Below are 26,484 nucleotides of genomic sequence, written 5' to 3'. Positions count from 1 at the left end.
GGGGGGCGTACGGGTGAACGGCGCGGAATTCCGCGGGCCGCTGGAGGACTTGCCGTGGGCGGGGTGCCGGTCCGTGGTGGGTGAGTTTCGGTTCGCTGCGGTGGGAGGCCGGTCCGCGGTGGGTGGGTGTCGGTTTGCCGTAGGCCGGCGTGCCCTTTGGCGAGTCGCGGCGCTCGCGGACGGTCGATGCCCGGCGTGACCCGGCTTCGTGGCTGGGGTGGGCGGGCGGTGTGGTCTGGCGAATGCCGCGTTGGTTCGTATGCCCGGCGGCGTGGCTGGGGTGCACGGGTGCTGGGGTCGGTGGAATGCCGCGTGGTTTCGCATGCCCGGCGGTCAGTGGAGGCGGGCGGTCCTCTTCGGAAGCCGGTGAGGGCGGCCGCGCCGGCCGTGACGTTCCTTGCGGGAGCCGAACGGAACGGTGACGCCGGCCGGAACCCGCGCGGCCAGCCCGGCCCGGTAGAGGCCGTGCTCGATCCGGCCCTCCGCGGCAGCCGCGAACGCCTCACCCAGCGCACCCTCGAGCCTTGCGCCCGGCCCGAGCAGTGCGCTGACGAGAGCCTCGGCCCCCGCCTGGTCGCCGTGCACCAGCCGTGTCCGGATCTCGTCGAGACTCTCCGGGTTGCGGGTCACGGTGCGGATCGCGCGCAGGCACGGCAACGGTGGCCCGCCGAGCACGGCGAGCAGTTCCTCACGCCCCAACTCCTCGGCATCGTGATCGAGCGGCATGAGCCGTCCGTCCACGAGCGCCACCCGGTGCACCGTCCCGCAGCACTCGACCAGCCGAACCCCGTCATCCCCGGCCGCGGCCTGCCCGTTTCCGGCTTGGCCGTTCCCGGGTTGGGCGTAACCGGGTTGGGCGTTCCCGGCTGGGCCGTGTCCGGCCTGCCCGTTTCCGGCGTTCGTCGGCCGGGTCCCGGCCACCGAGTGTCCGGCTCCGGCCGTTGTGGGTCGTATTCTGGCTGTTGCCGATCCGATTCCGGGCGACGATGGTCCGGGCGCGGCTGTCGTCAGCCCCGTTCCGGCCACCGTCGGTATGGATGAAGCCGTGCGCGGTCCGGATGCAGCCGTCCCGAACGTGGTTCGATGCCGGCCGGGTGCCAGCCCTTCCGCGACGAGCGGGTGCAGAAGATCGGCGGTGATCATCCCCGCCCGGAGGAGTTCCAGGTCCGGCGGTAGCCAGGTGGCGGCGTACGGAAGTACCGGCTGACCACCGCGCCGGACGGGCGGCCGTTCCGCGGCGGTGGGCGCATCCGGAACGGTGTCGTCCGGCAGCAGGACGCGTCGGCCGTTACCGAGCCGGACCACGACCGGGCCGGACCAGCCGTCGGCATTCCGCAGGATCGTCGCCTCGGCCGCCCAGCGGTGCGCCGCATACCCGCGCCCGACGGGAACGCCGTCCGGGGTGTCGGCCGGGCTGCCGGGTCGCGGCGGGCCGGTGAGTTCGTCGGCGCCGCAGCGTTCCCCGAGTTCGTGGGCACGATCGGCGGCCCAGAGATGCGGATGCAGGTCGAGCCGGAAACGCCGGTCCGGTCGCGGCCGGGGATGCGGCCCGGTGTCGTCGGCAGCCGGATCCCACAGTGCCAGGCTGATCCGCTGTCCGGAATCCGCCCAGCTCGGCGCGGTCCGGACCACCAGGTGCGCGTAGTGGTCCGCCGACGTGTAGCGCGCCAGCGAAATGGTCAGTCCGGGCCGCAGCAGGCCGTCCGAGACGGTTCGCGGCAAGTTCCATCGGAGCAGATCCGGTGCGAGCCGCCGGAGATCGGCACGGACCAGCGCCGCGAACTCCCGCCCCCGGAGGGATGCGATCGTACGCAGGTCGAGATCCACGTCGAACTGTGCGGCAGTGCAGGCACCGGCCCAGTCACCGGCATGCCGGCGGGCGGTTGCGGTTTCGATCATCGAGGCCGGCACGGCGTACTCCCGCACGTGCCGCCAACTGATAAGACGGGCCTGCCCGTCCGCGTTCAAGGAGCGCATCAGCACTCACCTTTTGCGGACGAGACCCCCGTTCCACAAGCGAAGGTGTTCATTGCCGGGGAGCGTACATCCTCGTCCCGGCCCCGCCAACCCCCGGTTCTGACGCCGATGCCAACGTCCGGCTCATGCCCGCCTCCCCCTCTACGACGACGGGCACGCGACCGGCCTGTACCGGCTGACCTCGGCCGGAAGCAGTGGCTTTGTTCCCGGCACCCGGCTCTGTGCCCGCCTTGAAGTGGCGGTGCGCCGCCGGCGGTACGTCCGTCGCACAGCAGTCCTCCGCACGCGCTGGGTCGTCGCGCGTCGAGGCGATGGCGCGGGCCCACTGCGGTCCGGAGTGGACAGCGAAGGCTCGGGCGAACCCGGGCCGGCCTTCATCGGGGACCAACACCCGCACGCCGCTACGCGGAAAGGTAAGTGCGAGAAATGTCGGAATATACCGGAATGAGTGGTGGAACGTGGGTCACCCGGCGGAGGGAATCGCTAATCTTTTTCGGACGCGTGAAGTCGATTCGTTTTCCGGAAGATCTTGAATCACACGGATAGCGGTCCGGTTGCGGAGGGGGAATCGTCATCACTTTCAGGTGACCGGAATGGCGAGAATCGATCAGATTGTTGTACCTTTGGTCCAGAAAAAGTGCGACATCGACCGGGTTTCCGACGGGTAACTGATCGATGTCCCGGTCATTTCGTCACCCTGATTCGTTGATCCGGTACACCTGACTCGGTTGATCGGCCATGGGCTGGTGCGCAGAGTCCTCCGGCCCGTTACGTTAAGTGTGTGTCCAGTGAAGATCCGTATTGGCACGAACTGCCTGTGAACTGGGAGGACGGCCGTTTTCCCCGATCAATGGAAGATCTGTCGACCCGCGATCGTCCGAATGGACACGGGGCGATAGAAAGGTATGTGCTTCCTGCGTTCCTGACAGGTCGACGAACCGGCCGGCGCCGGCGTCCATCGCAGAGGGTGGTGTGATGATCCGGGTCGTTGTGGTGAGAGACGAGGGATATTTCGGTGTCGCGGTGCGTGCGTTCCTGGAGGCCGAACCGGACATGCATTACGTCGACACGCTGCCGATCGGCGCCGACCTGGCACAGCGGGCCGCACAGTTGTGGCCCGCGGTCGTCGTGATCGACACGCAGTACATGGTGAGCCAGGTCCTGCCGATAGCCGACCAGCTGCACACCGCGATCCCGTCGTGTTCGATGCTGCTGCTCTGCGATCCGTCGAAACGTGGCATGCTGCCGCCCCGCCGGTGGAACGGCGGCCTGAACTTCCTGGTCAAGGACACCTCCCCGGCGATGCTGGCGGATGCGGTCCGGCGTCTGGCGCGTGGCGAGCGGGTGGTGTCGCCGATGCTGCAGGCCGCCTCACTGAACACCGATCGCGGCCTGAGCACGCGCGAGCTGGAGGTGCTGGGACTGGCGGCGGAGGGCGATTCGGTCAAGGAGATCGCCGGGCGTCTCTACCTTTCCAGCGGTACGGTGCGGAACTACCTTTCCGCGGTCATTTCGAAAACCCGGGCCCGCAATCGTCTCGACGCTATTCGGATCGCACGTAAGCAGGGCTGGCTCCGTTGACGGCCGCGGAGTTGACGGCCGCGGAGTTGATGGCCTCGCACCGCGGGTAGCGTGGGAACGGATGCCAACCCACCAATTAGACATCCCGGCGCTACCCGTTCTGCTGCCCCTGGGTCTCGCCCTGATGATCGTGACCGGCCTGTTCCTGCGCCGCCGGGGGCTGCTGACTCCCGGCCGTCTGGCGCTGGGCTGGTTCGCCGGGTGGTACGCGGTGGCCGTGCTCGGTGCGACGCTGCTGCCGATGCACCTGGCCTGGGGCGGTGCCTACGACCCGGACCACTACCGGTTCATCTTCATCCCGCTGCTGGAGATGCGGCCGCTCGACTTCGTGCTGAACACGGTGATGACCCTGCCGCTGGCGGGCCTGCTGTTCCTGCTGTTCGGCATCCGGGAGGAGGGCCGGCTGGTGCGGATCGGATTCCTCGTCAGCCTGGCCATCGAGACGACGCAGCTGGTCATGCTGTTCACCCTGGACGGCAATCGCTGGGCGGATGTGAACGACCTGATGTCGAACACGCTCGGCACCTGGCTCGGCTATCTGGCGTTCCGCCGGCTCATGCGTTCCGCACACTTCCGCCGGGCAGTGGGAAGCTGTTCTTTCGCCCGAACTGCCCGCGGTGTCCCGGCAGAGGTCCGATGACCCGCCGTTTCATCGGACGGGCATAGATCGTCTCGTAGAGGCTGCTCACCGAGTCGGCCAAGCGGTCGGCGTCGTAGGGTTCGCCCGCCGATCTGGCCGGCAGTCGTCCACCGCGCCGTTCGGCGAGGCACAGCATCTCGGCGCGCAGAGCCCGGGGCAGTGACTCCCGGTCGTGGGACAGCCGGAACGTGCCGCTGACCGGATCGCGCGCGGCGGCGCGTTCCTCGAGCGGCACGCACGAGCCGTACACCGCGGGCAGGCCGCAGGCGACCGCCTCCAGCGTGGCCAGGCCGAACGAAGACTGGTCGGGGGAGGCGAACACGTCCATGGCGCAGAGCATGTCCCTCGGGTGGGCGACCGGTCCGGCGAACCGCACCCGGCCGGCGACGCCCTCGATCTCGGCGAGGCGTTCCAGGGCGGCGCGTGCCGGGCCGTCGCCGACGAGCAGCAGCGTCGCGGCCGGTACCTCGGCGATCGCCCGGATCAGCAGGTCGAACCGCTTGTCCGGCTCGAGCCGGCCCACGCCGCCGATGACGGCCCGGTCCTCCTGGATGCCGAGCCGGGCCCGGGCCGCGGCCCGTACCCCCGGGTCGAACCGGAACTCGCCCGCGTCGATCGCCTTCGGGATGATGGTGATCCGCCGGCCGGGAACGCCCCAGGAGCGGAGCCGGGCGGCGATCGCCGGGCTCGGGGCGATGGTGACCTGCCCGAGTCGTTCGCCGGCCAGGTAGAGCGCCCGCACGCCGGGGGTGAATCGCCGGCCCTCGATGGTCTCGGCGTCCAGGTGGTGCTCGGTGGCGACCATGTGCCGGATGCCGGCCAGGCGCGCGGCGATCCGGCCCTGCAGGCCGGCCCGGTACAGGTGGGTGTGCACGAGGTCGTACCGGCCGGAGCGCATGAGCCGGCGCAGCCTGCGCACGGCGGCCGGATCGTGGTCCCGGACGCTGCCGACGCGGTGCACCGGCGTGCCGGTCAGGTCACCGCCCGCGTCCAGCGTGACGATCTCGCTGTCGTGCGGCATCCGGCGCACCAGCAACCGCAACTGGTGCCCGGCCGCACCCGGCCCCAGCGTGCTGATGACATGCAGCACCCTCATCCTTTGTCCCCCGGTCGCATTCTCGACAGAACGCTTGCGACGCTCGCCCTGAAGACGCTGCCGAAACTGCGTCACAACTACAAGTCGCAGATGTCATACCTAAGGCGAGAGCTTTTCACTGTGGATATGACATCCTCCGCCGAATGGCCCTCCGGGGGTACCCGTACGTGTCTCCGGAGAATGCCGATCAAGGGCCTGTGCTCAATAGAACGGCGAAGGTGAGATTTCCTCACGTAGGCTATGACAATTGCTACTGTAAACCGTCCTCCCCGACTGCAACTCTAATTTTGCGAAAGGTCGGAAGGGGCGTTGCGTAAGCGAGTCACGGCGCACATTTTCTGTCCGGAAATGTAATTGAGCCGACTCGCTTCTTTTTGTCTTGCAGTCTGTCTCACAGCCTTGTCCGAGCGAAGGAATCCGCGGCCGGCCGGGCCGGCATCGTACGAGGGGGAATCCATGCAGGTACGGCGACGAGCGTCCGGCGACATGAGCGCCGACGCGACTCCCGGCGACTGGCGCGGCCCGGGTCCCCACCCGGTTCCGTGGCACCGCCGAGCCCTGCCGGGCCGCGCGGCGCGTGCGGTCACCGACGCGGCGGCAATGGCCACCGCGCTGCTCATCGCGACGCTGCTACGCCATGACGGCGACGTCGCCGAGGTCCACTTCATCGGCCTGGCGGTGCTGTCCGCGGTCGCCGGCGTGGTGCACACCGCGGCCGGTATCCACTTCGGCCTCTACACCGGGCGCTGGACGTACGGGTGCTTCGAGGAGATCGCCGCCCTGGTCCGCACCGCCGCGGTCACCGCGCCGGCGCTCCTGCTCCTGGACACCCTGCTCGGCCGCCTCGTGCCCCGCTCGGCGATCATCGGCGCCGGCCTGATCACCCTGGTCCTCACCGCGGGCGTGCGCTACACGGTCCGCTCGATGCAGGACAGCCGCCTGCGGCCGTCGCCGGAGCACGGCGCCCGGGTCGTCGTGATGGGCGCCGGGGAGGGCGCCACCCAGGTTATCCGCGCCATGCTGCGCAGCCCGCGCAGCCCGTACGTCCCGGTCGCCCTGCTCGACGACGACCCGGCCAAGCGCACCTTCCGCGTGATGGGCGTGCCCGTCCGCGGCACCCGCGACGACATGGCCGAGGTGGTCCGCCGGTTCCGGGCCGAGGCCGTCGTGATCGCGATCCCGAGCGCCGGCGCCGACCTGATCCGCAAACTGACCGACCTGGCGCAGCCCCTCAACGTCGACCTGAAGGTCGTACCGCCGGTGGTGGAGCTCTTCGGAAGGACCGTCCGCGTCGAGGACATCCGCCCGGTCAGCCACGAGGACCTGCTCGGCCGCCGTGAGGTCGGCATCGACCTGGCCGCCGTCGCCGGTTACCTGGAGGGCCGGCGTGTGCTGGTCACCGGCGCCGGTGGCTCGATCGGCTCGGAGCTGTGCCGCCAGCTGGCCCGGTTCAACCCGGCCAAGCTGGTGATGCTCGATCGCGACGAGTCCGGCCTGCACGCGGTGCAGCTGTCGATCGACGGACGCGGCCAGCTCGACGACCGCAACCTGGTGGTCGCCGACATCCGCGACCAGCAGCGCCTCGACGAGGTGTTCACCGAGCACAAGCCGCAGGTGGTCTTCCATGCCGCCGCGCTCAAGCACCTTCCGCTGCTGGAGATGCACCCGTCCGAGGCGCTCAAGACCAACATCATCGGCACGTACCAGATCCTGCAGACCGCGATGCGGCACAACGTCGACCGGCTCGTCAACATCTCCACCGACAAGGCCGCCGACCCGTGCAGCGTCCTCGGCTACTCCAAGCGGATCACCGAGCGGCTGACCGCGGCCGCCGACGCCGCCGCGACCGGCACGTACTGCAGCGTCCGGTTCGGCAACGTGCTCGGCTCCCGCGGCTCGGTGCTCACCGCCTTCGCCGCCCAGGTCGAGGCCGGTGGGCCGATCACCGTCACCCACCCGGACGTGACCCGCTACTTCATGACCGTCCAGGAGGCGGTGCGGCTGGTCATCCAGGCCGGCGCCCTGGACAGCAAGGGCGAGGTGCTGATCCTCGACATGGGCGAGCCGGTACGCATCGCCGACGTGGCCAAACGCATCGCCGACGCCGCCGACCAGCACATCCAGATCGTCTACACCGGACTGCGGCCGGCCGAGAAGCTGTCCGAGGTGCTGCTCGGCCCGGACGAGCCGGACCACCGGCCGAACCACCCGCTCATCTCGCAGGCGCCGGTGCCGCCGCTGGACGGTGCCGTGCTGTCGCTGCTCGACCCGGCGTCGCCGCGGGAGGACCTGATCGCCGTCCTGCACTGGCTCGCGGAGAGCCCGGCACTGCCGAAGAAGCCGCACCCGGTGATGACCACCAAGCAGCGCCGCCCCGAGACCGCCGCCGTCCCGCCGGGCCGGCGTTCATGAGCCGCAGGCACAAGCCCCGGGCCAGAAGAGGCGAGGGCGCGGCCACCGGTACCACGTCGTCCGTTCTGGCCCGATCCCAGGTCGAAGAAGATTCACATCGTGAGGAGAGAACCCCCATGCGGGTCGTCATCGCCGGTCAGGGTTACGTGGGGCTGCCGCTCGCGGTCCGCGCGGCCGAGGTCGGGCACACCGTGGTCGGCTTCGACGTCGACGACGAGCGGATCAAGCGGCTCGCCGCGGGGGAGTCCTACGTCGACGACGTGCCCGCGGCCGACCTGCAGCGGGTCCTCGCGGCCGGTTCGTTCCACCCGTCGTCGGATCCCCGGGCCTGCGCCGGCTTCGACGTCGCGGTGATCGCCGTCCCGACGCCGCTGCGCGACGGCAGCCCGGATCTCAGCTACATCGAGGACTCGGCCCGTACCCTGGCCCGCTACCTGCGGCCGGGCGCGACCGTGGCCCTGGAGTCGACCACCTATCCGGGCACCACGACCGAGCTGGTCGGGCCGCTGCTGGAGGAGGGCTCCGGACTGATCGCCGGCGTCGACTTCCACCTCGGCTACAGCCCGGAACGCATCGACCCGGGCAACCGTGAGTGGAACCTGGTCACCACGCCCAAGGTGGTGTCCGGTATGAACCCGGCGTCGCTGGCGATGGTGCAGGCGTTCTACGCGTCGGTGGTGGAGAAGACCGTGCCGGTCTCCGACCCGAAGGTCGCCGAGCTGGCCAAGCTGCTCGAGAACACCTTCCGGCACGTCAACATCGCCCTGGTCAACGAATTGGCGGTGTACGCCCACGACCTCGGCATCGACGTCTGGGAGGCGATCGGTGCCGCGTCGTCGAAGCCGTTCGGCTACATGCGGTTCGTGCCCGGCCCCGGTGTCGGCGGCCACTGCCTGCCGATCGACCCGTCCTACCTGTCGTGGCGGGTGCAGCGGACCCTCGGCCAGAGCTTCCGCTTCGTCGAACTGGCCAACGACATCAACAACCACATGCCCGACTACGTGGCGCGCCGTCTCGTGGCCGCGCTCAACAAGCGGCGCAAGTCGGTGAACGGCTCGACGATCCTGCTGCTCGGCCTCGCCTACAAGAAGAACACCGGCGACGCCCGGGAGTCACCGGCCCGGCGGGTCGCCTCACTGCTGCTGGAGATGGGCGCGGACGTACGGGGCGCCGACCCGCACGTCGTCGAGGACGCCCACGTCGACAGCCGGGTCGAGATGGTGCCGCTGACCGCCGAGCAGCTCGCGGGTGCCGACGCCGTGGTGCTGCTCGCCGACCATGACGCGTTCGACCTGGACCTCGTGCTCGAGCACGCGCCGTACGTGCTGGACACCCGGCACCGGCTCACCGGACCGAACGTCGAGTCGCTGTAGATCGAGTCGCTGTAGGGGAGAGTTATCGTGCGCCTGATCTGGAACGGTCTCAACCGTCTGACCGCTCTGCTCATGATCATCCTGCTGGCACCCGTGATACTGGCCGTCGCCGCCTGGATCCGGATCTCCGACGGCAAGGGTGTCCTCTTCGTCCAGGACCGGGCCGGCAAGGACGGCGTCCCGTTCCGGATGCTCAAGTTCCGCTCGATGGTGCACAACTCGGTCGCCCTCAGCGCCCAGCTCGGCATCGACGACCCGTTCGGCCTGGTCGAGAACGACCCGCGGATCACCCGGTGCGGGCGCTTCCTGCGGCGTACCAGCCTCGACGAACTGCCCCAGCTGATCAACGTGGTGACCGGCCGGATGAACCTGGTCGGGCCGCGGCCGGACGTGCTCCCGCAGGTGGCGTGCTACTCGCCACAGGACGCGCGGCGTCTGGAGGTGAAGCCCGGCATCACCGGGTGGGCTCAGGTCAACGGCCGTGACGACATCGACTGGGCGCAGCGGTTCGTCCTGGACCGCTGGTACGTCGACAACTGGTCGCCGCTGCTCGACCTGAAGATCCTGTGGCGGACCGCGGTCAGCCTGAACCGGGACGAGCCGCCGGTGCACGTCGACCAGATCAACATCACCCGCCAGCAGGCCGCCACTGAGCAGCCGGAAGTCAGCCGTGCCGGCTGAGCGGACCTCCGAGATCGGATCGGAGTTCCACTGGGACCCGGCCGCCCTGCTCGAATCCGGGCGGGGCGGCCTGCCCGGCTGGCTGCCGGAACGGCGCGAACTGTTCGCCACCGGGTGCGGCGCCCTCAGCGAACTGCTGCGCCGGCTGGCCCCGGCCGGCCGGCTGCACGTGCCGTCGTACTTCTGCATGGGCGTCGCCGAGCACCTGTCCCGGCAGGTGCCGGTCGCCTGGTACCGGCACCTGCCCGACACCGGTGGCGTTCGCTGGGGGACCCTGCGGCCCGGCCCCGGCGACGTCGTGCTCACACAGAACCTTTTCGGACGCGAGGACGGCGCGCCCTGGACCGCGTGGATCACCGAACATCCGGGCGTCACGGTGATCGAGGACCACTCGCACGACCCGTTCAGCGACTGGGCCCGCGACAGCGTCGCGCACTACGCCGTGGCCTCGCTGCGCAAGACGCTGCCGCTGCCGGACGGGGGTCTGCTGTGGTCACCACGCGGTCTCGAGCTGCCCCGCCCGGTCGACGGCGGGTCCGCGGGCGCCGATCTCAAACTCGCGGCCATGCTGCTCAAGGCCGCCTGGCGGGACGGGCAGCCGGTTCCCAAGGATCACTTCCGGACACTGCAGCAGCAGGGTGAACATCAACTTCTCGGCAGTGCGGCGGCGGCCCATGCGGTCACGGCGGCGGTGCTGCCGCTTCTCGACATCTCTGCTGTACGCCAGGCGAGTGCGCGGAATTCGACTCAGCTGGGGGCGCTGCTCGCCAGCCGTACGAAATGGGAGGTCTTGGGGTCTGGGGGTTTCCGTTTGCAGCTGCTGTGTTCCTCCGCCGCATCGCGCGACGGGCTGCTCGCGCATCTCGCCCAGCACGGCATCTACGCGCCGGTGCACTGGCGGCAGGGCCGCTCCGGATTCTGGAGCGGCGACGCCGAGGCCGCCGATCTGGCCGGCCGGATGTTGACGCTCCCCGCCGACCACCGATGCGGACCGGGGGATCTGCTGCGGATGGTGGAGACGATCGACGGATTCGCTCGCATGGATCTTTCCGGAGTCTTATGATCCCAGAGTGACCGATCGATCCACTGAGCGTGATCTTGTGGGAGGTGGGCGATGACCTCCATGAGCTGGTTCGCGCTGGGAATGGCCGTGTTCGGCGCGTTCAGTTACGCGACCGGATCGATCCTGCAGGCCATCGGCGCCAAACGCAGCCACAGCACGGCCAGCACCCTCGGCCATCCGCTCTACCTGATCGGCATCGTCTTCGACATCGTCGCCTGGATCGGCGCGATCGTCGCCCTGCAGCACCTCGCCGTGTACGTCGTCGAGTCGGTGCTCGCCTCCTCGCTCGCCGTCACCGCCGTCGCCGCCTGGCTGTTCCTCGGCTCCCGCCTGCGCCGGCGAGACGTGTTCGCCATCGTCTGCACCACCGCCGCCCTCGGCGTCCTCGCCCTCTCCGCCGGCCAGCAGCACGAGATGCTGCCGTCCACGACGGTCCGCATCGGGCTCGTATCGGCGCTGCTCATGCTCTGGCTGCTGGGCTGGGGCGCCACCAAGACCGGCCGCTCCGGCCTGATCGCCCTGGTCGGCGGGTTCTCCCTCGGTGGCGCCGCCATCTCCGGCCGCGCCCTGCAGTTCCCCGAGGAGGAGATGCGGCAGTTCACCACCGGATTCGTCGCCGTCGTCACCGAACCCGTCACCTGGACGATGATCGCGTTCGCCCTGACCGGCATGCTGCTGTACGCGAGCGCACTGCAGGGCGGCGAGGTCGGCCGGGTCACCGCCGTCCACTGGACCGGCGAGGTCGTTCTGCCGTCGATCATCGCGCTCACCCTGATCGGCGACACCGTCCGGCCCGGCTGGGAACTGCCCGCCCTCGTCGCCGGCCTGGTCACCGTCGGCGCGGCCATCGTCCTGGCCTCGGCGCCCGCCGCCGTCGCACCGGCCGGCGACAACCCGCAGCCCGCCGGCGCCGGCACCGTCATGGTCCCCCCGCCCCGCGCCGGAGCCCTCATGCCCGCCGAGGCGTGGCGGCTCGCCATCCCGGCCGAGGCGTACTGGCCGGCGCTGCAGCCGCCACTCGTCCGCGGCTACGGGACCTTCCTGTGGTGGGGGACGCCCAGCGCGCCGCAGCCGCTGTGGGTCCCGCCGGACCGTACCCTCGGCGCGCCCGGCGCCCTGCCCGCCTGGGCCGGACCGCAGCTGCCGGAGTCCCGCACCGCCGCCGCTGCACAGCCCGCCCTCCGGCGTGCCGGGCGGCTCCCCGGCCATCGGCACGCCGCGCTGCCGCCGGGCCACAGGCAGGGCCGAACCGCTGCCTGACCGTGCCGTGATTTGACCGTGCCGGGGTTTTGATCGCGCCGCCGCCCGCTGTCCTTGCCGCTCGTCGCTCGCCACGCGCTCGTCGCTTGTCGCTCGCCGCCGCTCGTGGCCGCCCGCCGTGCCACTGTCTGCCGTCGTTCTCGCCGCGACCTTGAGGTGGGTGAATAGCTGCTGCCGGATGCCAACTTGGCCGCCGGGTGTGCCGAATCCACCCGGCTGATCTCCCTGCGGCAGTAACATCGAGGGACCCTGAAGGGGCCATGGTGGTCGATATGTCTCTGCAATGGTGGTCGATCGAAATCGTTGACGGGCCGCACTCGTCCGCGGGCCGCTGGCGTGACATGCACGAGGAGACCGTGATCTCCGCCGGCATCTCGTTCGATGCTCGCGAATGGCACTGGCGAGTCTTCTCCTGGGGAGTCCTCCTCGAGATCGCCTTCGCCGACGAGGAGAACTGGCCCGCCTTCCTCGCCCTGCCGGCGGTCCGCGCCGCCCTCGACGCGGTGCCGGACCCGGTCCATGGCCTGCACATCTACCCCGGTCGCGGCGGCAGTTCCGGCCGCGTCCAGCCCCGCCGGCCTCGCCCGACCGCCGGAGCCGGGGCCGTCCCGATCCCGCGCGACGAACCACGACCGCGCGTCACCCTCGCCACTCCGGAGCCGGCTCCGACCACGAGCGGGGTAACCGTCTGAACACCCGAATCACCCCCTCCGCCCCGGACGTCCCCGGCCAGCCGCAGCCGGGGACGTCCATGTCCGGCTGTCGCGCACCGTTGTCTCGGCCGTGTTGAGGGAGCGGTGGTGTCCAGCCGGTTTGGGGGTGACTCGCGTACACCGTTGTCTCGGTCGTTTGAGGTGGCGCTCGGCCGGCGCTTTGCCGGGTGGGAAAACGGCGTGACTCGCTTGCGATCATGGGATCGGTTGCATGGGCGTGAGGCGGGGGGCCGACGTGCTGGTGTTCGGCGGGGTGCTGGTGCACGCGGCGCTGGTGGGGAGCTCCGGCTTCCGCGCCCGGGTGGGGGAGAAGGTCACGCTAGGGCTCCAGGTGTACTGCCGCCGTCGGAGCCTCGTGGTCGCGCCGCAGGAGCGGGACGAGCCGGTTCAACCGGGGCCCGCCGGTGAGCTGGGCCTCACCGGGATCGTGCTTCCGCACGCTGCATCGATGCTCGGCGGGTGGGTGCTGGAGGTGGCCGGGATCCCGGTTCACGTGGAGGAGGCGCCGGCCGGCCGGGCGCCGGGTGTGATCGTGGGGCGCAACGATCGGCGGGCCGCCTCGGATCCGGTGGAACCGCTGCCCGGGGCCGGTACGTGGGTGCGGGTGACCGGGCCGGTCAGCGTCGCCGACGACTACGAGACCGAGGACGCCGAGCAGGCCTGGCTGATGCCGATGCGGCGGCCGTGGCTCGTACGGCGGATCGTGCGCCGCACACCGGCTGGCCAGGCGCTGGAGGCCGGGGCGATCGTCCACACCGGTGACACCAGTGACTACCTGATCGACTTGGCCGGCACCGGGCACGCTGATCTCCCTGGACCGGGCTCCTCGGGGACACCAGGAGTTCGATCGGGGTGCGGCCCGTAAGTACGTGCTGGACCGGCACGGCCTGGAGCGTCGCTGTCCGCTCTCGCGGGACGGTGCTCGTCAGGCGTCGCGCTGCTGTGGACCCTCCGGAAGGCGGACCGCGGCAGCGCGATCGGCGAGACGCCGGCGGCCGAGGCGTCTCAGAAGTAGACGTCCTCGTGGGCCTTCTCGTAGTCGCGGATCTCGGCCGGCCGACCCTCCGTGACGAGACGGGCCCAGCTCGGGTTGCCGAGCAGGATGCGGCCGGCGGCCACCAGGTCGAACTCTCCGTCGGCCAGGCCCTCGCCCAGCCGGGCCATGGCGCGTGAGGCAGGGAAATCGCTGGTCAGACCGATCGACCCGACGGTGATCGAAGGGCGTCCGGTCAGTTTCCGGGCCCAGCCGGCCAGGTTGAGCCGGGAGCCTGGGAAGGCCGGCTCCCAGAACCGGCGCTGCGAGGCGTGGAAGACGTCGGCTCCGGCGTCGGCCAGAGTCGTCAGGATCGTCTCCAACTCGGCGGGGGAGTCGGCGATGCGGGCTTCGTAAGCGCGTTCCTTGAACTGTGAGAAGCGGATGATGACCGGGAGTTCGCCCCGCACGGCGCGGATCACCTCGGCCGGGAAGGCCGCACGCCGCGCGGGGGAACCGCCGAAGGCGTCGGTGCGGCGGTTGGTCGCCGGCCACAGGAACTCGTCGAGAAGGTATCCATGGGCCGCATGGATCTCGATCGCGTCGAACCCGGCACGGGCTGCGACCCTGGCGGACTCGGCGAAGGCGGCGACGATCGCGTCGATGTCGGCGGTGGACATGGTGCGCATCGGCGGTGATCCCGCGGCTGAGGCGGGCTCCGGGGTGCCGGTGGTCCCGGACGGGGTCCAGGCGGGGATGCCGTCCACCGGGCGGCGCTCGCTGCCCAGATGCCAGAGTTGGGTGGCGATCCGGCCGCCGGCGGCGTGGACCGCGCCGGTGACCTTGCGCCAGCCCTCCTCGGCGGCACCGGCGGTCATCCGGGGGACGGTGGTCTCGTGGCTCGCGCTCGGATGCCCCACCAGCGTTCCCTCGGTGACGATCAGGCCGACGCCGTTCCCCGCGCGGCGCCGGTAGTACGCGGCCACCTCGTCGGTGGGTACGCCGCCCGGCGAGCGGAACCGTGTCATGGGCGCCATCACGAAACGGTTCGGCAGCTCGAGCCCGGCGATGGTGACGGGCGAGGCGAGGGCGGTGAGGCCGGTCGCGGCGGGGCGGGTTGTCGTCGTCATGAGAGCACGCTAAAACTTGACACCGATGTCAGGGTCAAGGCGACGTGACCGGGGAGACAGCATGCGGATCGGGGATCTCAGCGCAGCGACCGGGGCCAGCGCGCGATCGCTGCGTTACTACGAGGAGCAGGGGCTCCTCAGCAGCGAGCGGGGTGCGGGCGGCCAGCGGCAGTACCCGGAGTCGGCGGTCGAGCGGGTCGGCCTGATCCGCACGCTGCTCGCCGCCGGTCTGTCGACCGGTGCCATCGCCGACGTGCTGCCGTGTGTGGCCGACGAGACGATCCGTACGCCGTGGCTGGCCGGACGCCTCACCGAGGAGTTGCGCCGCATCGAGGCGCAGATGGCCGACCTGCGCCGGACCCATGAGATCCTCGCCGGTCTCGTGGACGACTACACGATCGGTTCCGGGCACTACAACTAGCCGAGGAGCTGCACGGCCCTGCGGGTGACCTCCGCCAGCGAGGCGTCGTGCTTCTCGGAGTAGCCGAACAGGATGGTGGTCACCGATACGTCGCCTTTCGCCGCGACGGCGACCTCGGCGAACATCACGTCGACGTAGGTGTTGTCGCTGCCGATCGCCTTCATGTCGAAGCGTGCCGGGAAAGCGGCTGACACGTCACCGGCGCGGGGCATCGGCAGCGGCTTGAGATGGATGCTGAACCTCGGTGTCTCGAAGGCAGGGCATCGGCCGGGCAGGGCGATAGCCGCTTCGGCGAGGGCCCGGGCATCCTTCGCTCCGGGTGCGGTGAGGATCTCGGTGACCGTTTCCAGGTCCAGCGAATGCCTGGCGTCGTTCTGGAAGACGGCGCTGACCGAGTGCCGGGGTGTGGTGCCGGGCATGGGCACCTCGACCGGCAACCGGCAGCGATCCCCGGCGGTGCCGGCGCGGTCGAACAAATTGTCGATGACGGAGCCGAACTGATTGTTCTCTGCGACTTTGTATCCGGCCGGCAGGTCTCTCGCGGAGAGCAGCCTGTCCGGCGGCGGCCCGGCGAAAACGGAGAGCAGCCTGTCCGGGGGCGGCGGCCCGGCGAAAACGGAGAGAAGCCTGTCTGGGGGCGGCGGCCCGGCGAAGCCGGTGAGGAGCGCCAGCGTGAGACCGAGATGGGCGAACAGCATGTCTGCTCCTAGGGGTGCATCGGCAGGGAAGCGCCGGTTCCGGCGATCAGGCCCGCGGTGAGACGGCCCCGGCCCGCGACGCGGCTGAGCACGATCCGGTCGATCTCGGTGCTGGGCTGACGGCTTCCCGGCAGGGCGTCGGCCAGGGCGCGGACCGTCATCGTGGTCGTCTTCCCCGGTGCGGCCGGGACCACGTCGATCGCCAGGAAGGCGTAGGCGTCGTAGCGGACCTGGGACCAGTCCACCGATTCGGGCACCCTCGTTCCGGTCCGCTGACCGCCCTTCGCGGTGGCCACCGGGGTGGCCGCCCACACGTAACTGTTCGCCACCTGTTCGGTGCTGTTCTCGCGGCCGGACGGGCGGTACCCGCGGTAACGCTCCCCCTCGGGGAGAGCCTGCGGGCCCTTGGGTTTGACGCCGGCGGGGGCGGGCGCCCCGTGGCCGGGTGCGGGACGGAACGGATATCGCGGCCGCCCGCCGGAGCCCGCGCAGATGTAGGTGACTCCGTCCTCGGCGGGCCGGATCGTCGCCCCGTCCGGTGCTGAGCGGGTCTTCTTGCCGAACCGGATCGGGTCGGTGCGCTCGAACTGGTGGTTGTGGCCCTGCACGGCCAGGTCGACCCGATAGCGGGAGAACAGCGGGTCGAGGACGTTGCGGACGCCGCCGTCGGACGCGTGGTTGTTCGACGTCGCGTACGCGCAGTGGTGGAAGAACGCGACGATGAAGTCCACCGCGGTCCCGGAACGCCACTCCCGCAGTACCGCCTCCAGCCACCGGGCCTGCGCCCCGCCCGAGTAACCGGTGTTGGTCTGCAGCTCGGCCGACAGTTCGTTGGCGTCGACTGAGACGAAACCGACGTTGCCGTGGACGAACCGGTAGACCGACGGGCAGCCGCCCGGGCCGTTGGACGGCAGGTCGAGCCGGGTCCGGTGACCGCCGTACCCGTGGTCGCCGTGGATGGGTTCCATGTCGTGGTTGCCGGTCGCGAACATCCACGGCACGTAGGCGGCGAGCGGTTCGATCTGGTTGAGGAAGACGTCCCATACGTACGGGTTGAACAGGCTCGTTCCCGGCGGGGAGGTCCGGGACAGGGCCATCGAGTCGTTGGCGGGCAGCCCGGAGCCCGTCGGATTGGCGTAGCAGATGTCCCCGGCGAGCAGCGTGAACGCCGGTTTCTGGGCGCGCATCAGGCCGATCTGGGTGACGGCGGGCCACGGGTCGGTACCGTGCGCGCCGGCGATGGGGTCGGTGCTGAGGTAGGAGTTGTTGTCGAAGACCCCGGCCGGCCAGCGACCGCCGTCCCTCCGCACCACGGCCGGCTGTTCGTGCCAGGCGTACCGCGGGTCGGTGGGGGCGGTGTGGGTGCCGACGTCGGCGAACGCGGTGAACGTGAACGGGGCGGCGACGGCCGGGGCGGGTGCCGCCGTGAAGTGGGCGTCACCGGTGACGGTGCCGTCGGAGAGCCGGATCCGGTAGTGGTGCACGGCGCCCGGGGTGAGCCGGTCGAGCACCGCCTTGATGTAGAACTGGCTGCACACCGGGCCGCCCACGATGGCGTCGGCGCCGGTCAGATGCCGGATCTCGGCGTCGTGCCGGGTGCCGTAGGTTCCCGGGACGCTGCCGACCTCGACGACGGCGCGCAGCTTCGCCGGCAGTTTGCCGGTGCTGCTGACCAGCTGCGCGGTCACCGCCATGGCGTTGCGGGGTGTGCCGTCGGCGGCGGGCACGAACGACAGGTGCCGCCCGGAGACCACCAGGCCGTCGCGTCCGGCCCGGCCGCCGGCGGCCGCGAACGCCACCTCGGCATGCCGGAACCGGGCGTACGCCAGACCGCCGGCGCCCGCCGTCACGGCCAGCAGCGCCGAGCGGCGGCTTACCCGGGCCCGGTCGAGCAGGCGGGTGTTGTGTTCGGAGTACTCGTCCACGGTGCGCGGTCCCATAAAAGACATACTGCACCAGAAAACACCCATTTCATCGGTACGGCGGAAACCGTCCCGACATCATCTCGGCCGTCGGCGTGCCGCACAGCTTCTCGACCGCCAGCGGGTCGGTCACCACGCGCCACGTGTGGAAGTCCTGCCGCCCCGTCGCGAACGCCGCCTTGTAACGGAACAGCGAGTCGTCCGCGCCGCCCACCCCGCCCCCGATGTGGTGCACCAGGTTGCCGCGTTCGCGCCCCCACAGCCGTACCTCGTGGTAGAGCAGCTTGTCCGCCCACCAGACCTGACCGTCGCGGGTGGACTGCAGATGCGTCTGCATGATCCGCTGGTAGGCGAAGAACAGGTTCCCGCCGAGCACCTCGCCGTCGCGGACCGCCGCGGCCAGGTGGACGTTCTCGCCGAGCACGGCCCGCAGCCGGTGGAAGTGGTCCAGACCGAAGAAGTAGAAATCAGTCGCCCCGACCCGCCGCATCGTCGCGTGATACGTCTCCACCCACTGCTCGAGCAGGTCCCAGTCGTCGAACACGATCCGTACCCCGGCCCGCTTCGCCTTGTTGATCTGGTTGCGGTGGGTCCGGTGGGTCTCCTGCCACAGCTGCTCCGGCGTGAGCGTCAGATCAGCCGACACCGTCTCGCCGTGGTGGACCACGGCGCCGGCCGTGCCGAGGGCGTCGGCCGGTGCCCGGAGCAGCGGGTGCAGCCGGGTGAAGACGGTGATCACGTCATGGGTGCGCAGCAGGGCCGACATGTGACGGGCGGCGCGCGTCCAGAACCCGGTGTCCGAGGGCGGGACGTCGCTGACCGGGCCGGGGTAGCCGTACGGGGAGACCGCGTCGCACAGCCCGGTGCCCGGGACCGGCCGCAGCACGAGCGGCAGGAGCAGCACCTGGCCCATCTCGTCGTAGCGGAACGCCACCGGGGTGCCCCCGGACAGGCGGGCGTCGAGGGTCACGTACCCGGGCAGGTGGTAGACGTCGTGGTGGACCCGCCGTAACGCGTCCTCCCACGCCGGGTCGCCGGGCTCCAACAGGGCACCTTCGGCCATCGGCCATCCCTTCGTCTCGTCGTGTCGTCATGCCGTGTTGGGCAGGATCGCGTGTCCGGTCGTAACGTTCGTGGCATCGGTGCGCCGCCGGGCCCGGCTCCACCGGCGGGCGCTGAGCGTCCACCGCAGGATCGTGCGGGGGATCGTGCTCTGCGTGGCCATGTGCAGCAGGTACCGCCACGTGGCGTACTCACCGCGGCGGTTCGACAGGGCGTACGAGAACCGCCGCGCCGGCAGATGGGCGTAGTCGGGCATGTGCTCGAACCAGTTGCTGCTCGCCCGCGCCGCGCGCTGCAGAGGTGCGAGCGCCGCCTTGCGCCGATGCTCGTAGCGTTCCAGGGCCACCGCCAGATCGTCGCCGGAGGCGACCGCGTCCGCCAGGGCCATCGCGTCCTGCATGGCCAGCTTCGTGCCGGAGCCGATGGCGAAGTGGGTGGTGTGCGCGGAGTCGCCCATCAGCACGACGTTGCCGTGGTCCCAGCGGTGTGCGGTGACCCGGCGGAAGTTCAGCCAGCCGGTGCCGCCGAGGTCGGCGCGCTGGTCGATCAGCTCCGCGCCGTCCAGGTGGGACGCGAAGATCTGCCGCAGCCTCTCGGTGCCGGCGGCCGCGTCCATCTCGTCGAAGCCCAGCGCCGACCAGGTGGCCGGGGTGCACTCGACGATGAAGGTGCTGGTCCGGTCGTCGAACGGGTAGGCGTGGAACCACACCCAGCCGGCCGGCGTCTCCTCGAACCCGAAGGTGAACGTGTCGAAGACCTTCGGGGTGCCCAGCCAGATGTACTTGTTGCGGGCGATCTCCACCTCGGCACCGAAGTGTTCCGCGTGTGCCTCCCGGATCCGGCTGCGCGCACCGTCGCAGGCCACGATCAGGTCGGACGGCGGCAGGTCGGCGAGGTCGGTCAGCTCGTCGGACCAGTGGATGTCGACGCCCACCTCGGCGGCCCGTCCGGCCAGGATCTCGAGCAACCTGTGGCGGCCCAGGCTGAAGCCGTACCCCGCGAGGTGGGTGACGGGTTTGCCGGTGGCGCGTACCTCGTACTCGTCCCACTTGTACGCGGCGTCCCAGATCCGTTCGGCGCTGACCGGGTCGTACCGGAACAGGTCGTCGAGCAGGTCGTCCCAGAACACCACACCCCAGCCCCAGGTGACCCCGGCCGGGTTGCGTTCCAGCACGGTGACCTGGTTGCCGGGGTCCGCGAGCTTCGCCAGCGTCGCGAAGTACAGGCCGGCGGGGCCGCCGCCGACGCACGTGATCCGCATGACGGGCTCCTATCGGTAGGCCGGGAAGGTGGTGGTCAGATCGGCCGGGTCGGCCTCCGGGCGGCGTTCGCGTACCAGCCGCTCGTACGCCGGGCGGTCGGCGACGACGCGCCAGGTGTGGAACGCGTGCCGGCCCGGCGAGAACCCGGCCTTGTACGAGAACAGCGAGTCGTTCGCGCCGCCCTTGCCGCCGCCCAGGTGGAACACCTCGTCACCGCGGGACTTGCACCAGCGGCGCACCGAGTCGTAGAGCAGTTCGTCGGCGTACCGCTTGGGGGCCCGCCGGGTCGACGACACGTATCCGGTGGCGATCCCGTCGTAGGAGAAGAAGGTGTTGCCCCCGACGACCTCGCCGTCCTCAAGCGCCACGACCAGGTGCATCTTGTCGCCGACCGCGTCGTGCAGGGCGGCGAGGTGTTCCCGGGTGAAGAAGTAGTACGACGTGGCGCCGACCCGGCGCATGTTGTCGTGGTAGACCTCGACCCATTCGCCGAGGCGGTCCCAGTCGTCGAAGACGATCTCGGTGCCGGCCCGCTTGGCCCGGTTGATGTGGTTGCGATGGTCGGCGCGGGTCTGCTTCCACATCTCGTCCTCGGAGACGGTCAGGTCCATCGACACCGTCTCGCCGTGGTGGACGACCACGCCGTGTTCCCGCAACGCCGGTGACGGCGTGCCGAGCAGCGGATGCATCCGGATGAAGGCCGAGACGACACCCTGCTCCCGCAGGGTCGCGAGGAACGCGGCGCACGCCTCGTCCCAGAAGGCGGCGTCGTCGCACGAGCCGACCGGGCCGGGGTAGCCGTACGGCGAGATGGCGTCCCGCAGATCCGAGTCCGGGATGTCCCGCAGGATCAGCGGGATCAGCAGCCGCCGCCCGTCGCGCTCGAAGTGGAACGCGGCCGGGGCGCCGCCGTAGAGCCGGGCGTCGAGGACGACGTACTCCGGCACGTGGTACATGTCGTGTCCGACGTGCGCGAGCGTCTCCTTCCACTCGCGGGCCGCCGGTTCCAGCAGCGATGCCGTCATGTCGGGTTTCTCCTTCCGGCGTTCACGCCTTCAACAGGCTGGCGTTGAGCGCCATGTTCGCGGCGAACTGATCGTTCACCACCTGGTGTTTCTCCAGTCGCAGTTGCACGGCCGGGTCGTAGCGGCCCAGCTTCACGAAACCGTCGGACCACCAGCCGTTGTCGGTGCCGGTGCCGTCGACGAAAGCCCGGTAGGTGGTCCCACCCGGCCAGATGACCTTGGTGAGCAGAGCCGAGAACGCCGCCATGTCGGAGTCCGACCATCCCTGGGCGCGGTCGTGCGCCTCGACCACGTAGGTGACGACCCCGTTGCCGTGACCGACGTCCTGACCCGGCTGTTTCGCCGCGCCCCAGACGTCGTTCCAGAACCAGGCGGTCGGCTCCGCCGGATTACGGCGTAACTGGCCCCGCAACTGGGAGCTGATCTCGTCGACCACCGCGTTGCACCGCGCCTTGCGGGACTGGTCGGCGGTGAGATGGGCGAGGTTCATGGCGATCAGGGCCCAGTGCGCGGCCATGTGCGTACGCTCGCGGTAGATGTGGTCCCTGGGCCCGCGCGAGTGCCACTTGTCGAAGATGTTCGCCTCGGCGAAGGCGAGCAGCCGGGTGTACCGGTCCCGGTGGCCGCTGTCCGCGAGGTCCTTCATGGCCACGAGCAGGTTGGTGCCGTACCGCCAGAGGTACGACTCGTAGAGCGGGAACTCGTCGCCGCCGCCGCCCGCGCGACTGGACGCCCAGCCCCGGTAACCGTCCCGGAACGAGCTCTTCGCCAGCGAGGCCGAGGGCGCCGCGGCGGCGACCACGTTCTCCAGGAACTCCAGGCCGCGGTCCAGGTAGCGGGTCTGTCCGGTGGCCCGGAACATGGCCGTGCAGGCGTCTATGTCGTACGCCAGGTCGTAGTGGTCCCGGCTGTCCTTCGAGCGGCTCAGCGGCGTCCCGTTGCGGTACGAGAAGTCCCAGCTGCGCAGATAGACCCCGGTCCAGTACGAGACCGGTCTGACCTTGGCGGCCGCCTCGACGGCCGGTGGCGCCGCCGGCAACGGCTGCCGCACCTCCGGGACGTCATCGGTGGCACGCACCAGATGAAGGCCGGCCGCCCCCGCGACCGCCGCGCCCCCGAGCCCGGCGACCAGCACCGTGCGCCGTCTCATCGGGCCACCGCCAGGTCGCGCCGATGGTGATTCGCCGGCCGGGAGAGTGCCGCTGCGGCGGCCAGGCCGGCGAACATCCAGGCCAGCCGGGAGTCGTAGTAGTCGCCGGAGAACAGGCCGCTCAGCGCCACGAAGACGGCCGCCGCCACGGCCAGACCGGTGAGCTGCGGACGGGCCCCGCCGCCCCGCACCACCCGGGTCCACAGCACGATCGAGGCGGTCATCAGGGCGAGCCCGGCCAGCCCGCCCTCGGCGGCGACCGCGAGCACATAGTTGTGCGGGTACTCGACGGCCTGGTTCACCCCGATCAGGCCGTAGAAGCCGTCGAGACCGGAGCCGGCTATCGGGTAGTCGGCGAACATGCGTACGGCGGCCATCCAGATGTCGGTCCGCCCGGAGAGATATTGTTCCTGCACGGTCTGTTCAACGAATCGTTCCTGGAACAGATCGGTGAACTCCGGCGGCGCGAACACCCCGATGACGCCGACCGCGACCACCGTCACCACGGCGGCCGCCGCGACCGCTCCGGCGCTGATCCGGTGCCGCAGCTTGAGCAGGGCGAAGAAGCCGACCACACCACCGGCCACCAGTGTCCCGCGGGAACCGGACAGCACCGTGGCCAGCAGGAACAGCGGGATCACCAGCAGTGGCAGCTTGCGTCCGGTCAGCATGAACAGGGCGATCGCGCTGATCACCCCGAGAACCTCGATGCGGGCGAACACATTCGGCCCGCCGCCGAACGCCGAATACCGGCCCTGCTCGCCGGGCCCGCTGATGAAGATCGCGGCCAGGGCGTAGACGATCGCCGCCACGAAGAACAGCTGGAAGGTGAGGCGGGCCACGGTCTCCGGGTCGCCGGCCGAGTACTGGTAGAACGCCAGCACCAGAACGATGAGCAGCACCAGGTCGAGGGTCTGCGGGCCGATCCGGGCGGCCGGCGGGGCCCACAGCGCGGAAGCGATCTGGAACACGAAGAACAGCACCGCGACGACCAGCCAGCCCTCCCGTTCCTGTACCGTCCGTTCCCGTCGCGCGGTGTCCAGGGCCAGCACCACCAGCGCCACGGCCAGGCCGATCACCCGCAGGTCGACCCAGGCCAGTTCGAGCAGCCCGGCCCGGTCCAGGGTGTACCGGCCGCCGATCGCGACGAGGATCAGCAGCAGGCCGGGGGCGAGGAAGGCGCGGTTCGCGTTCACCTGCGTCCCGCTATCCTGCTCGCCACGATCGCGAAGACCAGGCACGCGCCGTAACCGGCAAGCGAACCGTAGGCGGCACCGAGGATCCCGAGACGGGGGATCAGCGCCACGTACACCACGAAACTCACCACGAACCCGGTGATCTCGGCGGCCGAGACGAGAGCGCCGTGGCCCTTGGCGATCAGCAGGCCCAGGCTGACCCGGGAGACCGCGTAGAGCCCGGCCGCCACCACCAGCGGCAGCACCACCACCTTGGCGTCCGCATACTCGTGCCCGAACAGCGGCTCGATCAGCAGGTACAGGCCGCCGGCCACCAGCGGCACCACGATCAGCACGTAGACGGCCGCGACCACCACGATCGGCGCCGCCGTGAGACCGCCCTCGTTGTGCGAGGCCCGCCACCGGCCCAGACGCGAGTCGGCGTACGCCCGGACCGGCCACGCCAGCAGCTCCGTCATCGTGGCGACCGCGGTGTAGTGGCCCAGCGCCGCGGTCGACGCCAGAGCCGGGATGACGAGCCGGTCCACCCGCAGCATGGCCATGTTGGACAGGGCCGCGGGAAAGAGCGAGAGACCCTCCCGGCGTACGAGACGGTTCTGCGCGGCGCCGACCGGCGTGCTCCCGGCGACGACCGGCAGCCGCAGCCAGATGACGAGGTAGATCACGGTCGGGGTGGCTCCGGCGAGCAGATACGCCAGGAACCACGTCTCCGGGTGGCTCGCGCCGGTCACGTACAGGCCGATCAGCATGGCCAGCAGCAGCAGCGCCTCGATCACCCGGGCCAGCAAGAAGTCCCGTACCCGGCCCACCGCGATCGCGATCGACCGGGTGGCCAGGCCGGCCGCCTCGATCAGCGCGAACCAGGCGAGCATCGCCACGATCAGCGGGCCCGGGGTGAGCCGGGACGGCGCGGCCAGCTGCCAGATCACCGCTCCGGCCAGGAAGAACACGCACGGTACGGCCAGCAGCCGGGCGTAGGCGCGGACCGCCGGAGCGGGCGAGACGTTGTGGTACGCGGCGACGAAACTGCGTTCGGTGCCGAGCAGAAGCAGCTGGGTGGCCAGGTAGACCACCTGCAGCATGAGCGCGACCTCACCGCGGTGCGTCGGATCGAGCGACCGGACCATCAGGATGTTCGCGGCCATCGCCACGCCGCCGGTCAGCACCTGCGACGCGAGCAACTGAACGCTGGGCTCCCGCAGTACCTTTCCGGCCAGGGTGATCGGGTCACCCCGTCGTGGCGGACCGGCCTCGCCTGCTTCCGGACTCCCGACCCGCAGCTCACTCACCGCGTCGCTGCTCCTCGTTCGTGGCGGCGGTCTCGCTGTCGTCCTCGGCCGCCGCGCGCTGCGACGGCACCTCGGCCTTCTCGTCGTCGGATCCTGCGGACTCGATCTCCGGGTCCACCACCCGGGCCCGGCCGCGCGCCGTACCGACCACCGGCAGCGACACGAACGTGTCGTCCAGCCGCGGCGACTGGGTCGGGTCCAGGCCGAAGACCAGGTCGGGGCTGTCCGCTCCGGCGCTCACCCCGGCCGGGCCCTGCCACGAGCCGTTCTCCGGCAGCTTGCGCGGCAGCGCGTTGAGCACCGCGCCGGCCAGCTTCGCCCCGACCCGCTGGAGCAGGTCGATCGACTTCTCCACGTCCGCGGTCCGGGTCCGGCCGGCTCGTACCACCAGCAGGGCGCTGTCGGTGACCTGCCCGAGCACGGCCGCGTCAGCCACCCCCTGCAGGGGCGGGGCGTCGACTAGCACGATGTCGTAGCGCTCGGTCAGCGTCCGCACGGTCGCGCCCAGCCGGGGCGAGGCGAGCAGCTCACCGGGATCGGGTGCGTGCTCGCCCGCGGGCAGCACGGTCACCCGGCCGCCGAGCGAGTTCTGCAGCACGTCCGGAACCTTCGCGGTGCCGGCCAGCACCTCGGCCAGGCCGGGCGACCTGTCCAGGGACAGGTAGCGCCCGATGCCCGGCGTCCGCATGTTGGCGTCGACGAGCACCACCCGCGCCCCTGTCTCCGCCATCGCGATGGCCAGGCCGCAGGTCACGGCCGTGGTGCCCTCCTTGCGGACCGCGCCGGTCAGCAGCAGGGAGCGGCCACGGCCGGAGCGGATCGTCTCGTGCGGTTCGGCCAGCACCGGCAGCAGACTGCGCAGCCGCCGGAACGCCTCGGCCAGCGCCTGGTCGGCGTGCCCGGAACGGGACCGGCCACCGATCGCGATCGTGCCGACCGCGTCCAGTCCGAGCCGGCGCAGATCGTCCTCGTCGCCGACCGTACGGGCTCCGGCCTCGCGGGCCGCCACGGCGATGGCACCGAGCAGCAGCCCCAGCACGGCGGCGAAACCGGCGTTGCGGCCCAGATTGTCCGGCTCCTCGACGGTGACCGCGTCCTGCACGATCGAGACCGTCGTGGCGGGGCCGGCGTCCGGGCCGGCCGGGGTGCCGATCTGCCGGGCCAGGCCGACGAGCACCGCCGCCGCCGTGGTGACGATCTGCCGGCTGCGTTCGGCCTCCGGATCGGTGGCCGACACCTCCAGCAGGTCGGTGCCCTCGCGGATCTGCGCGGCCAGGCTCTTCTGCACCTGCTCGGGTGTCACTTCGGGACCCATCCGGTCCACCACGGCCTGCGCCACCCGGGGCCCGGTCAGCAGAGCGATGTACGAGTTGAGCCGTCGCGCCCCGGCGTCCGGATCCCCGGTGCCGGAACTGACGAACAGCACCATGGTCGACTTGTGGCCCTGCGCGCCCGCCAGGGTCAGGACGGCCGCGACAGCGGCGGCGACCAGCACCGGCACCACGAGCCAGAGCCATCGGCGCCGGCAGGCCCGCACGTACGCACGCAGTTCCACAGTTT

General features: G+C 70.7%; 22 protein-coding genes. 10 read left to right on the top strand and 12 right to left on the bottom strand.

The features are described 5' to 3' along the window. Positions 1-333 precede the first annotated feature (333 nt). A complete protein-coding gene (locus AB0G04_RS05395) occupies positions 334-1,977 on the bottom strand; it encodes a hypothetical protein (protein WP_360976813.1) in 1,644 nt (547 codons plus the stop codon). Positions 1,978-2,952: 975 nt separating this feature from the next. On the opposite strand from AB0G04_RS05395, the gene AB0G04_RS05390 reads away from it, so the two are divergent. Beyond that, complete coding sequence (locus AB0G04_RS05390) at positions 2,953-3,558, top strand: response regulator transcription factor (protein ID WP_360976809.1); 606 nt, start codon at positions 2,953-2,955, stop codon at positions 3,556-3,558. 61 nt (positions 3,559-3,619) lie between these two features. Next, positions 3,620-4,198 (top strand): VanZ family protein, encoded by a 579-nt coding sequence (locus AB0G04_RS05385; protein WP_360976806.1) that lies wholly within the window; start codon positions 3,620-3,622, stop codon positions 4,196-4,198. Here the strand turns inward: AB0G04_RS05385 and AB0G04_RS05380 are convergent. Beyond that, positions 4,113-5,294 carry a glycosyltransferase gene (locus AB0G04_RS05380; protein ID WP_360976803.1) on the bottom strand — a complete coding sequence of 394 codons (1,182 nt, stop codon included), beginning with the start codon at positions 5,292-5,294 and terminating at the stop codon, positions 4,113-4,115. The genes AB0G04_RS05385 and AB0G04_RS05380 overlap by 86 nt on opposite strands. 486 nt (positions 5,295-5,780) lie before the next feature. Between AB0G04_RS05380 and AB0G04_RS05375 the strand changes: the two genes are divergently transcribed. The 7 genes from AB0G04_RS05375 (at position 5,781) to AB0G04_RS05345 (ending at position 13,661) form a co-directional block, all read left to right on the top strand. After that, positions 5,781-7,706: a nucleoside-diphosphate sugar epimerase/dehydratase gene (locus AB0G04_RS05375; RefSeq protein WP_360976800.1), complete on the top strand. Its 1,926-nt coding sequence runs from the start codon at positions 5,781-5,783 to the stop codon at positions 7,704-7,706. Between the two features lie 116 nt (positions 7,707-7,822). Further along, entirely contained in the window at positions 7,823-9,079 is a 1,257-nt protein-coding gene (locus AB0G04_RS05370) for a nucleotide sugar dehydrogenase (protein ID WP_360976797.1), read from the top strand. 27 nt (positions 9,080-9,106) lie between these two features. Next, positions 9,107-9,760 (top strand): sugar transferase, encoded by a 654-nt coding sequence (locus tag AB0G04_RS05365; protein WP_360976794.1) that lies wholly within the window; start codon positions 9,107-9,109, stop codon positions 9,758-9,760. Then, positions 9,750-10,823 (top strand): hypothetical protein, encoded by a 1,074-nt coding sequence (locus tag AB0G04_RS05360; protein ID WP_360976791.1) that lies wholly within the window; start codon positions 9,750-9,752, stop codon positions 10,821-10,823. The genes AB0G04_RS05365 and AB0G04_RS05360 overlap by 11 nt, the downstream gene beginning before the upstream one ends. A gap of 51 nt (positions 10,824-10,874) precedes the next feature. Further along, positions 10,875-12,083 carry a hypothetical protein gene (locus AB0G04_RS05355; RefSeq protein ID WP_360976788.1) on the top strand — a complete coding sequence of 403 codons (1,209 nt, stop codon included), beginning with the start codon at positions 10,875-10,877 and terminating at the stop codon, positions 12,081-12,083. A 272-nt stretch (positions 12,084-12,355) separates the two neighbouring features. Continuing rightward, positions 12,356-12,775, top strand: coding sequence for a hypothetical protein (locus tag AB0G04_RS05350; RefSeq protein WP_360976785.1), 420 nt, complete (start codon positions 12,356-12,358; stop codon positions 12,773-12,775). 232 nt (positions 12,776-13,007) lie between these two features. Beyond that, entirely contained in the window at positions 13,008-13,661 is a 654-nt protein-coding gene (locus AB0G04_RS05345; RefSeq protein ID WP_360976782.1) for a hypothetical protein, read from the top strand. Between the two features lie 140 nt (positions 13,662-13,801). On the opposite strand, the gene AB0G04_RS05340 is transcribed toward AB0G04_RS05345, so the two are convergent. Then, complete coding sequence (locus AB0G04_RS05340) at positions 13,802-14,899, bottom strand: 12-oxophytodienoate reductase (protein WP_360976779.1); 1,098 nt, start codon at positions 14,897-14,899, stop codon at positions 13,802-13,804. A 61-nt stretch (positions 14,900-14,960) separates the two neighbouring features. On the opposite strand from AB0G04_RS05340, the gene AB0G04_RS05335 reads away from it, so the two are divergent. After that, on the top strand, positions 14,961-15,320 hold the full coding sequence (locus tag AB0G04_RS05335; RefSeq protein WP_360976776.1) for a MerR family transcriptional regulator: 360 nt from the start codon (positions 14,961-14,963) through the stop codon (positions 15,318-15,320). Here AB0G04_RS05335 and AB0G04_RS05330 read toward each other — a convergent pair. From AB0G04_RS05330 to AB0G04_RS05290, 9 genes are read right to left on the bottom strand one after another with little or no spacing between them, the layout of a single operon-like run. After that, complete coding sequence (locus AB0G04_RS05330; RefSeq protein ID WP_360976773.1) at positions 15,317-16,018, bottom strand: hypothetical protein; 702 nt, start codon at positions 16,016-16,018, stop codon at positions 15,317-15,319. The genes AB0G04_RS05335 and AB0G04_RS05330 overlap by 4 nt on opposite strands. An 8-nt stretch (positions 16,019-16,026) precedes the next feature. Beyond that, positions 16,027-17,958, bottom strand: coding sequence for a metallophosphoesterase (locus AB0G04_RS05325; RefSeq protein WP_360976770.1), 1,932 nt, complete (start codon positions 17,956-17,958; stop codon positions 16,027-16,029). 31 nt (positions 17,959-17,989) lie between these two features. Further along, positions 17,990-19,003 carry a GNAT family N-acetyltransferase gene (locus tag AB0G04_RS05320; protein ID WP_360976765.1) on the bottom strand — a complete coding sequence of 338 codons (1,014 nt, stop codon included), beginning with the start codon at positions 19,001-19,003 and terminating at the stop codon, positions 17,990-17,992. Between the two features lie 27 nt (positions 19,004-19,030). Beyond that, positions 19,031-20,263 carry an FAD-dependent monooxygenase gene (locus AB0G04_RS05315; protein ID WP_360976762.1) on the bottom strand — a complete coding sequence of 411 codons (1,233 nt, stop codon included), beginning with the start codon at positions 20,261-20,263 and terminating at the stop codon, positions 19,031-19,033. 9 nt (positions 20,264-20,272) lie between these two features. Then, a complete protein-coding gene (locus AB0G04_RS05310) occupies positions 20,273-21,289 on the bottom strand; it encodes a GNAT family N-acetyltransferase (RefSeq protein ID WP_360976759.1) in 1,017 nt (338 codons plus the stop codon). A gap of 22 nt (positions 21,290-21,311) precedes the next feature. Further along, entirely contained in the window at positions 21,312-22,439 is a 1,128-nt protein-coding gene (locus AB0G04_RS05305) for a hypothetical protein (protein ID WP_360976756.1), read from the bottom strand. Further along, complete coding sequence (locus AB0G04_RS05300) at positions 22,436-23,635, bottom strand: O-antigen ligase family protein (RefSeq protein WP_360976753.1); 1,200 nt, start codon at positions 23,633-23,635, stop codon at positions 22,436-22,438. The genes AB0G04_RS05305 and AB0G04_RS05300 overlap by 4 nt, the downstream gene beginning before the upstream one ends. Beyond that, positions 23,632-24,924, bottom strand: a complete 1,293-nt coding sequence (locus tag AB0G04_RS05295) for an NAD(P)H-quinone oxidoreductase (protein ID WP_360976750.1) — start codon at positions 24,922-24,924, stop codon at positions 23,632-23,634. Before AB0G04_RS05295 ends, AB0G04_RS05300 begins: the two co-directional genes overlap by 4 nt. Further along, positions 24,917-26,479, bottom strand: coding sequence for a polysaccharide biosynthesis tyrosine autokinase (locus AB0G04_RS05290; protein WP_360976747.1), 1,563 nt, complete (start codon positions 26,477-26,479; stop codon positions 24,917-24,919). The genes AB0G04_RS05295 and AB0G04_RS05290 overlap by 8 nt, the downstream gene beginning before the upstream one ends. Positions 26,480-26,484 lie beyond the last annotated feature (5 nt).

The sequence above is a fragment of the Actinoplanes sp. NPDC023801 genome, assembly GCF_040639655.1.
Lineage (GTDB): Bacteria > Actinomycetota > Actinomycetes > Mycobacteriales > Micromonosporaceae > Actinoplanes.
This window is presented reverse-complemented; position numbering and strand designations above follow the sequence as displayed.

Coding starts and splice junctions, on each gene's coding strand:
- AB0G04_RS05310 (WP_360976759.1), bottom strand. CDS start 21,289: ATGACGGCATCGCTGCTGGAACCGGCGGCCCGCGAGTGGAAGGAGACG.
- AB0G04_RS05345 (WP_360976782.1), top strand. CDS start 13,008: ATGGGCGTGAGGCGGGGGGCCGACGTGCTGGTGTTCGGCGGGGTGCTG.
- AB0G04_RS05325 (WP_360976770.1), bottom strand. CDS start 17,958: ATGGGACCGCGCACCGTGGACGAGTACTCCGAACACAACACCCGCCTG.
- AB0G04_RS05350 (WP_360976785.1), top strand. CDS start 12,356: ATGTCTCTGCAATGGTGGTCGATCGAAATCGTTGACGGGCCGCACTCG.
- AB0G04_RS05340 (WP_360976779.1), bottom strand. CDS start 14,899: ATGACGACGACAACCCGCCCCGCCGCGACCGGCCTCACCGCCCTCGCC.
- AB0G04_RS05390 (WP_360976809.1), top strand. CDS start 2,953: ATGATCCGGGTCGTTGTGGTGAGAGACGAGGGATATTTCGGTGTCGCG.
- AB0G04_RS05375 (WP_360976800.1), top strand. CDS start 5,781: ATGAGCGCCGACGCGACTCCCGGCGACTGGCGCGGCCCGGGTCCCCAC.
- AB0G04_RS05355 (WP_360976788.1), top strand. CDS start 10,875: ATGACCTCCATGAGCTGGTTCGCGCTGGGAATGGCCGTGTTCGGCGCG.
- AB0G04_RS05305 (WP_360976756.1), bottom strand. CDS start 22,439: ATGAGACGGCGCACGGTGCTGGTCGCCGGGCTCGGGGGCGCGGCGGTC.
- AB0G04_RS05370 (WP_360976797.1), top strand. CDS start 7,823: ATGCGGGTCGTCATCGCCGGTCAGGGTTACGTGGGGCTGCCGCTCGCG.
- AB0G04_RS05395 (WP_360976813.1), bottom strand. CDS start 1,977: ATGCGCTCCTTGAACGCGGACGGGCAGGCCCGTCTTATCAGTTGGCGG.
- AB0G04_RS05315 (WP_360976762.1), bottom strand. CDS start 20,263: ATGCGGATCACGTGCGTCGGCGGCGGCCCCGCCGGCCTGTACTTCGCG.
- AB0G04_RS05320 (WP_360976765.1), bottom strand. CDS start 19,003: ATGGCCGAAGGTGCCCTGTTGGAGCCCGGCGACCCGGCGTGGGAGGAC.
- AB0G04_RS05385 (WP_360976806.1), top strand. CDS start 3,620: ATGCCAACCCACCAATTAGACATCCCGGCGCTACCCGTTCTGCTGCCC.
- AB0G04_RS05330 (WP_360976773.1), bottom strand. CDS start 16,018: ATGCTGTTCGCCCATCTCGGTCTCACGCTGGCGCTCCTCACCGGCTTC.
- AB0G04_RS05335 (WP_360976776.1), top strand. CDS start 14,961: ATGCGGATCGGGGATCTCAGCGCAGCGACCGGGGCCAGCGCGCGATCG.
- AB0G04_RS05380 (WP_360976803.1), bottom strand. CDS start 5,294: ATGAGGGTGCTGCATGTCATCAGCACGCTGGGGCCGGGTGCGGCCGGG.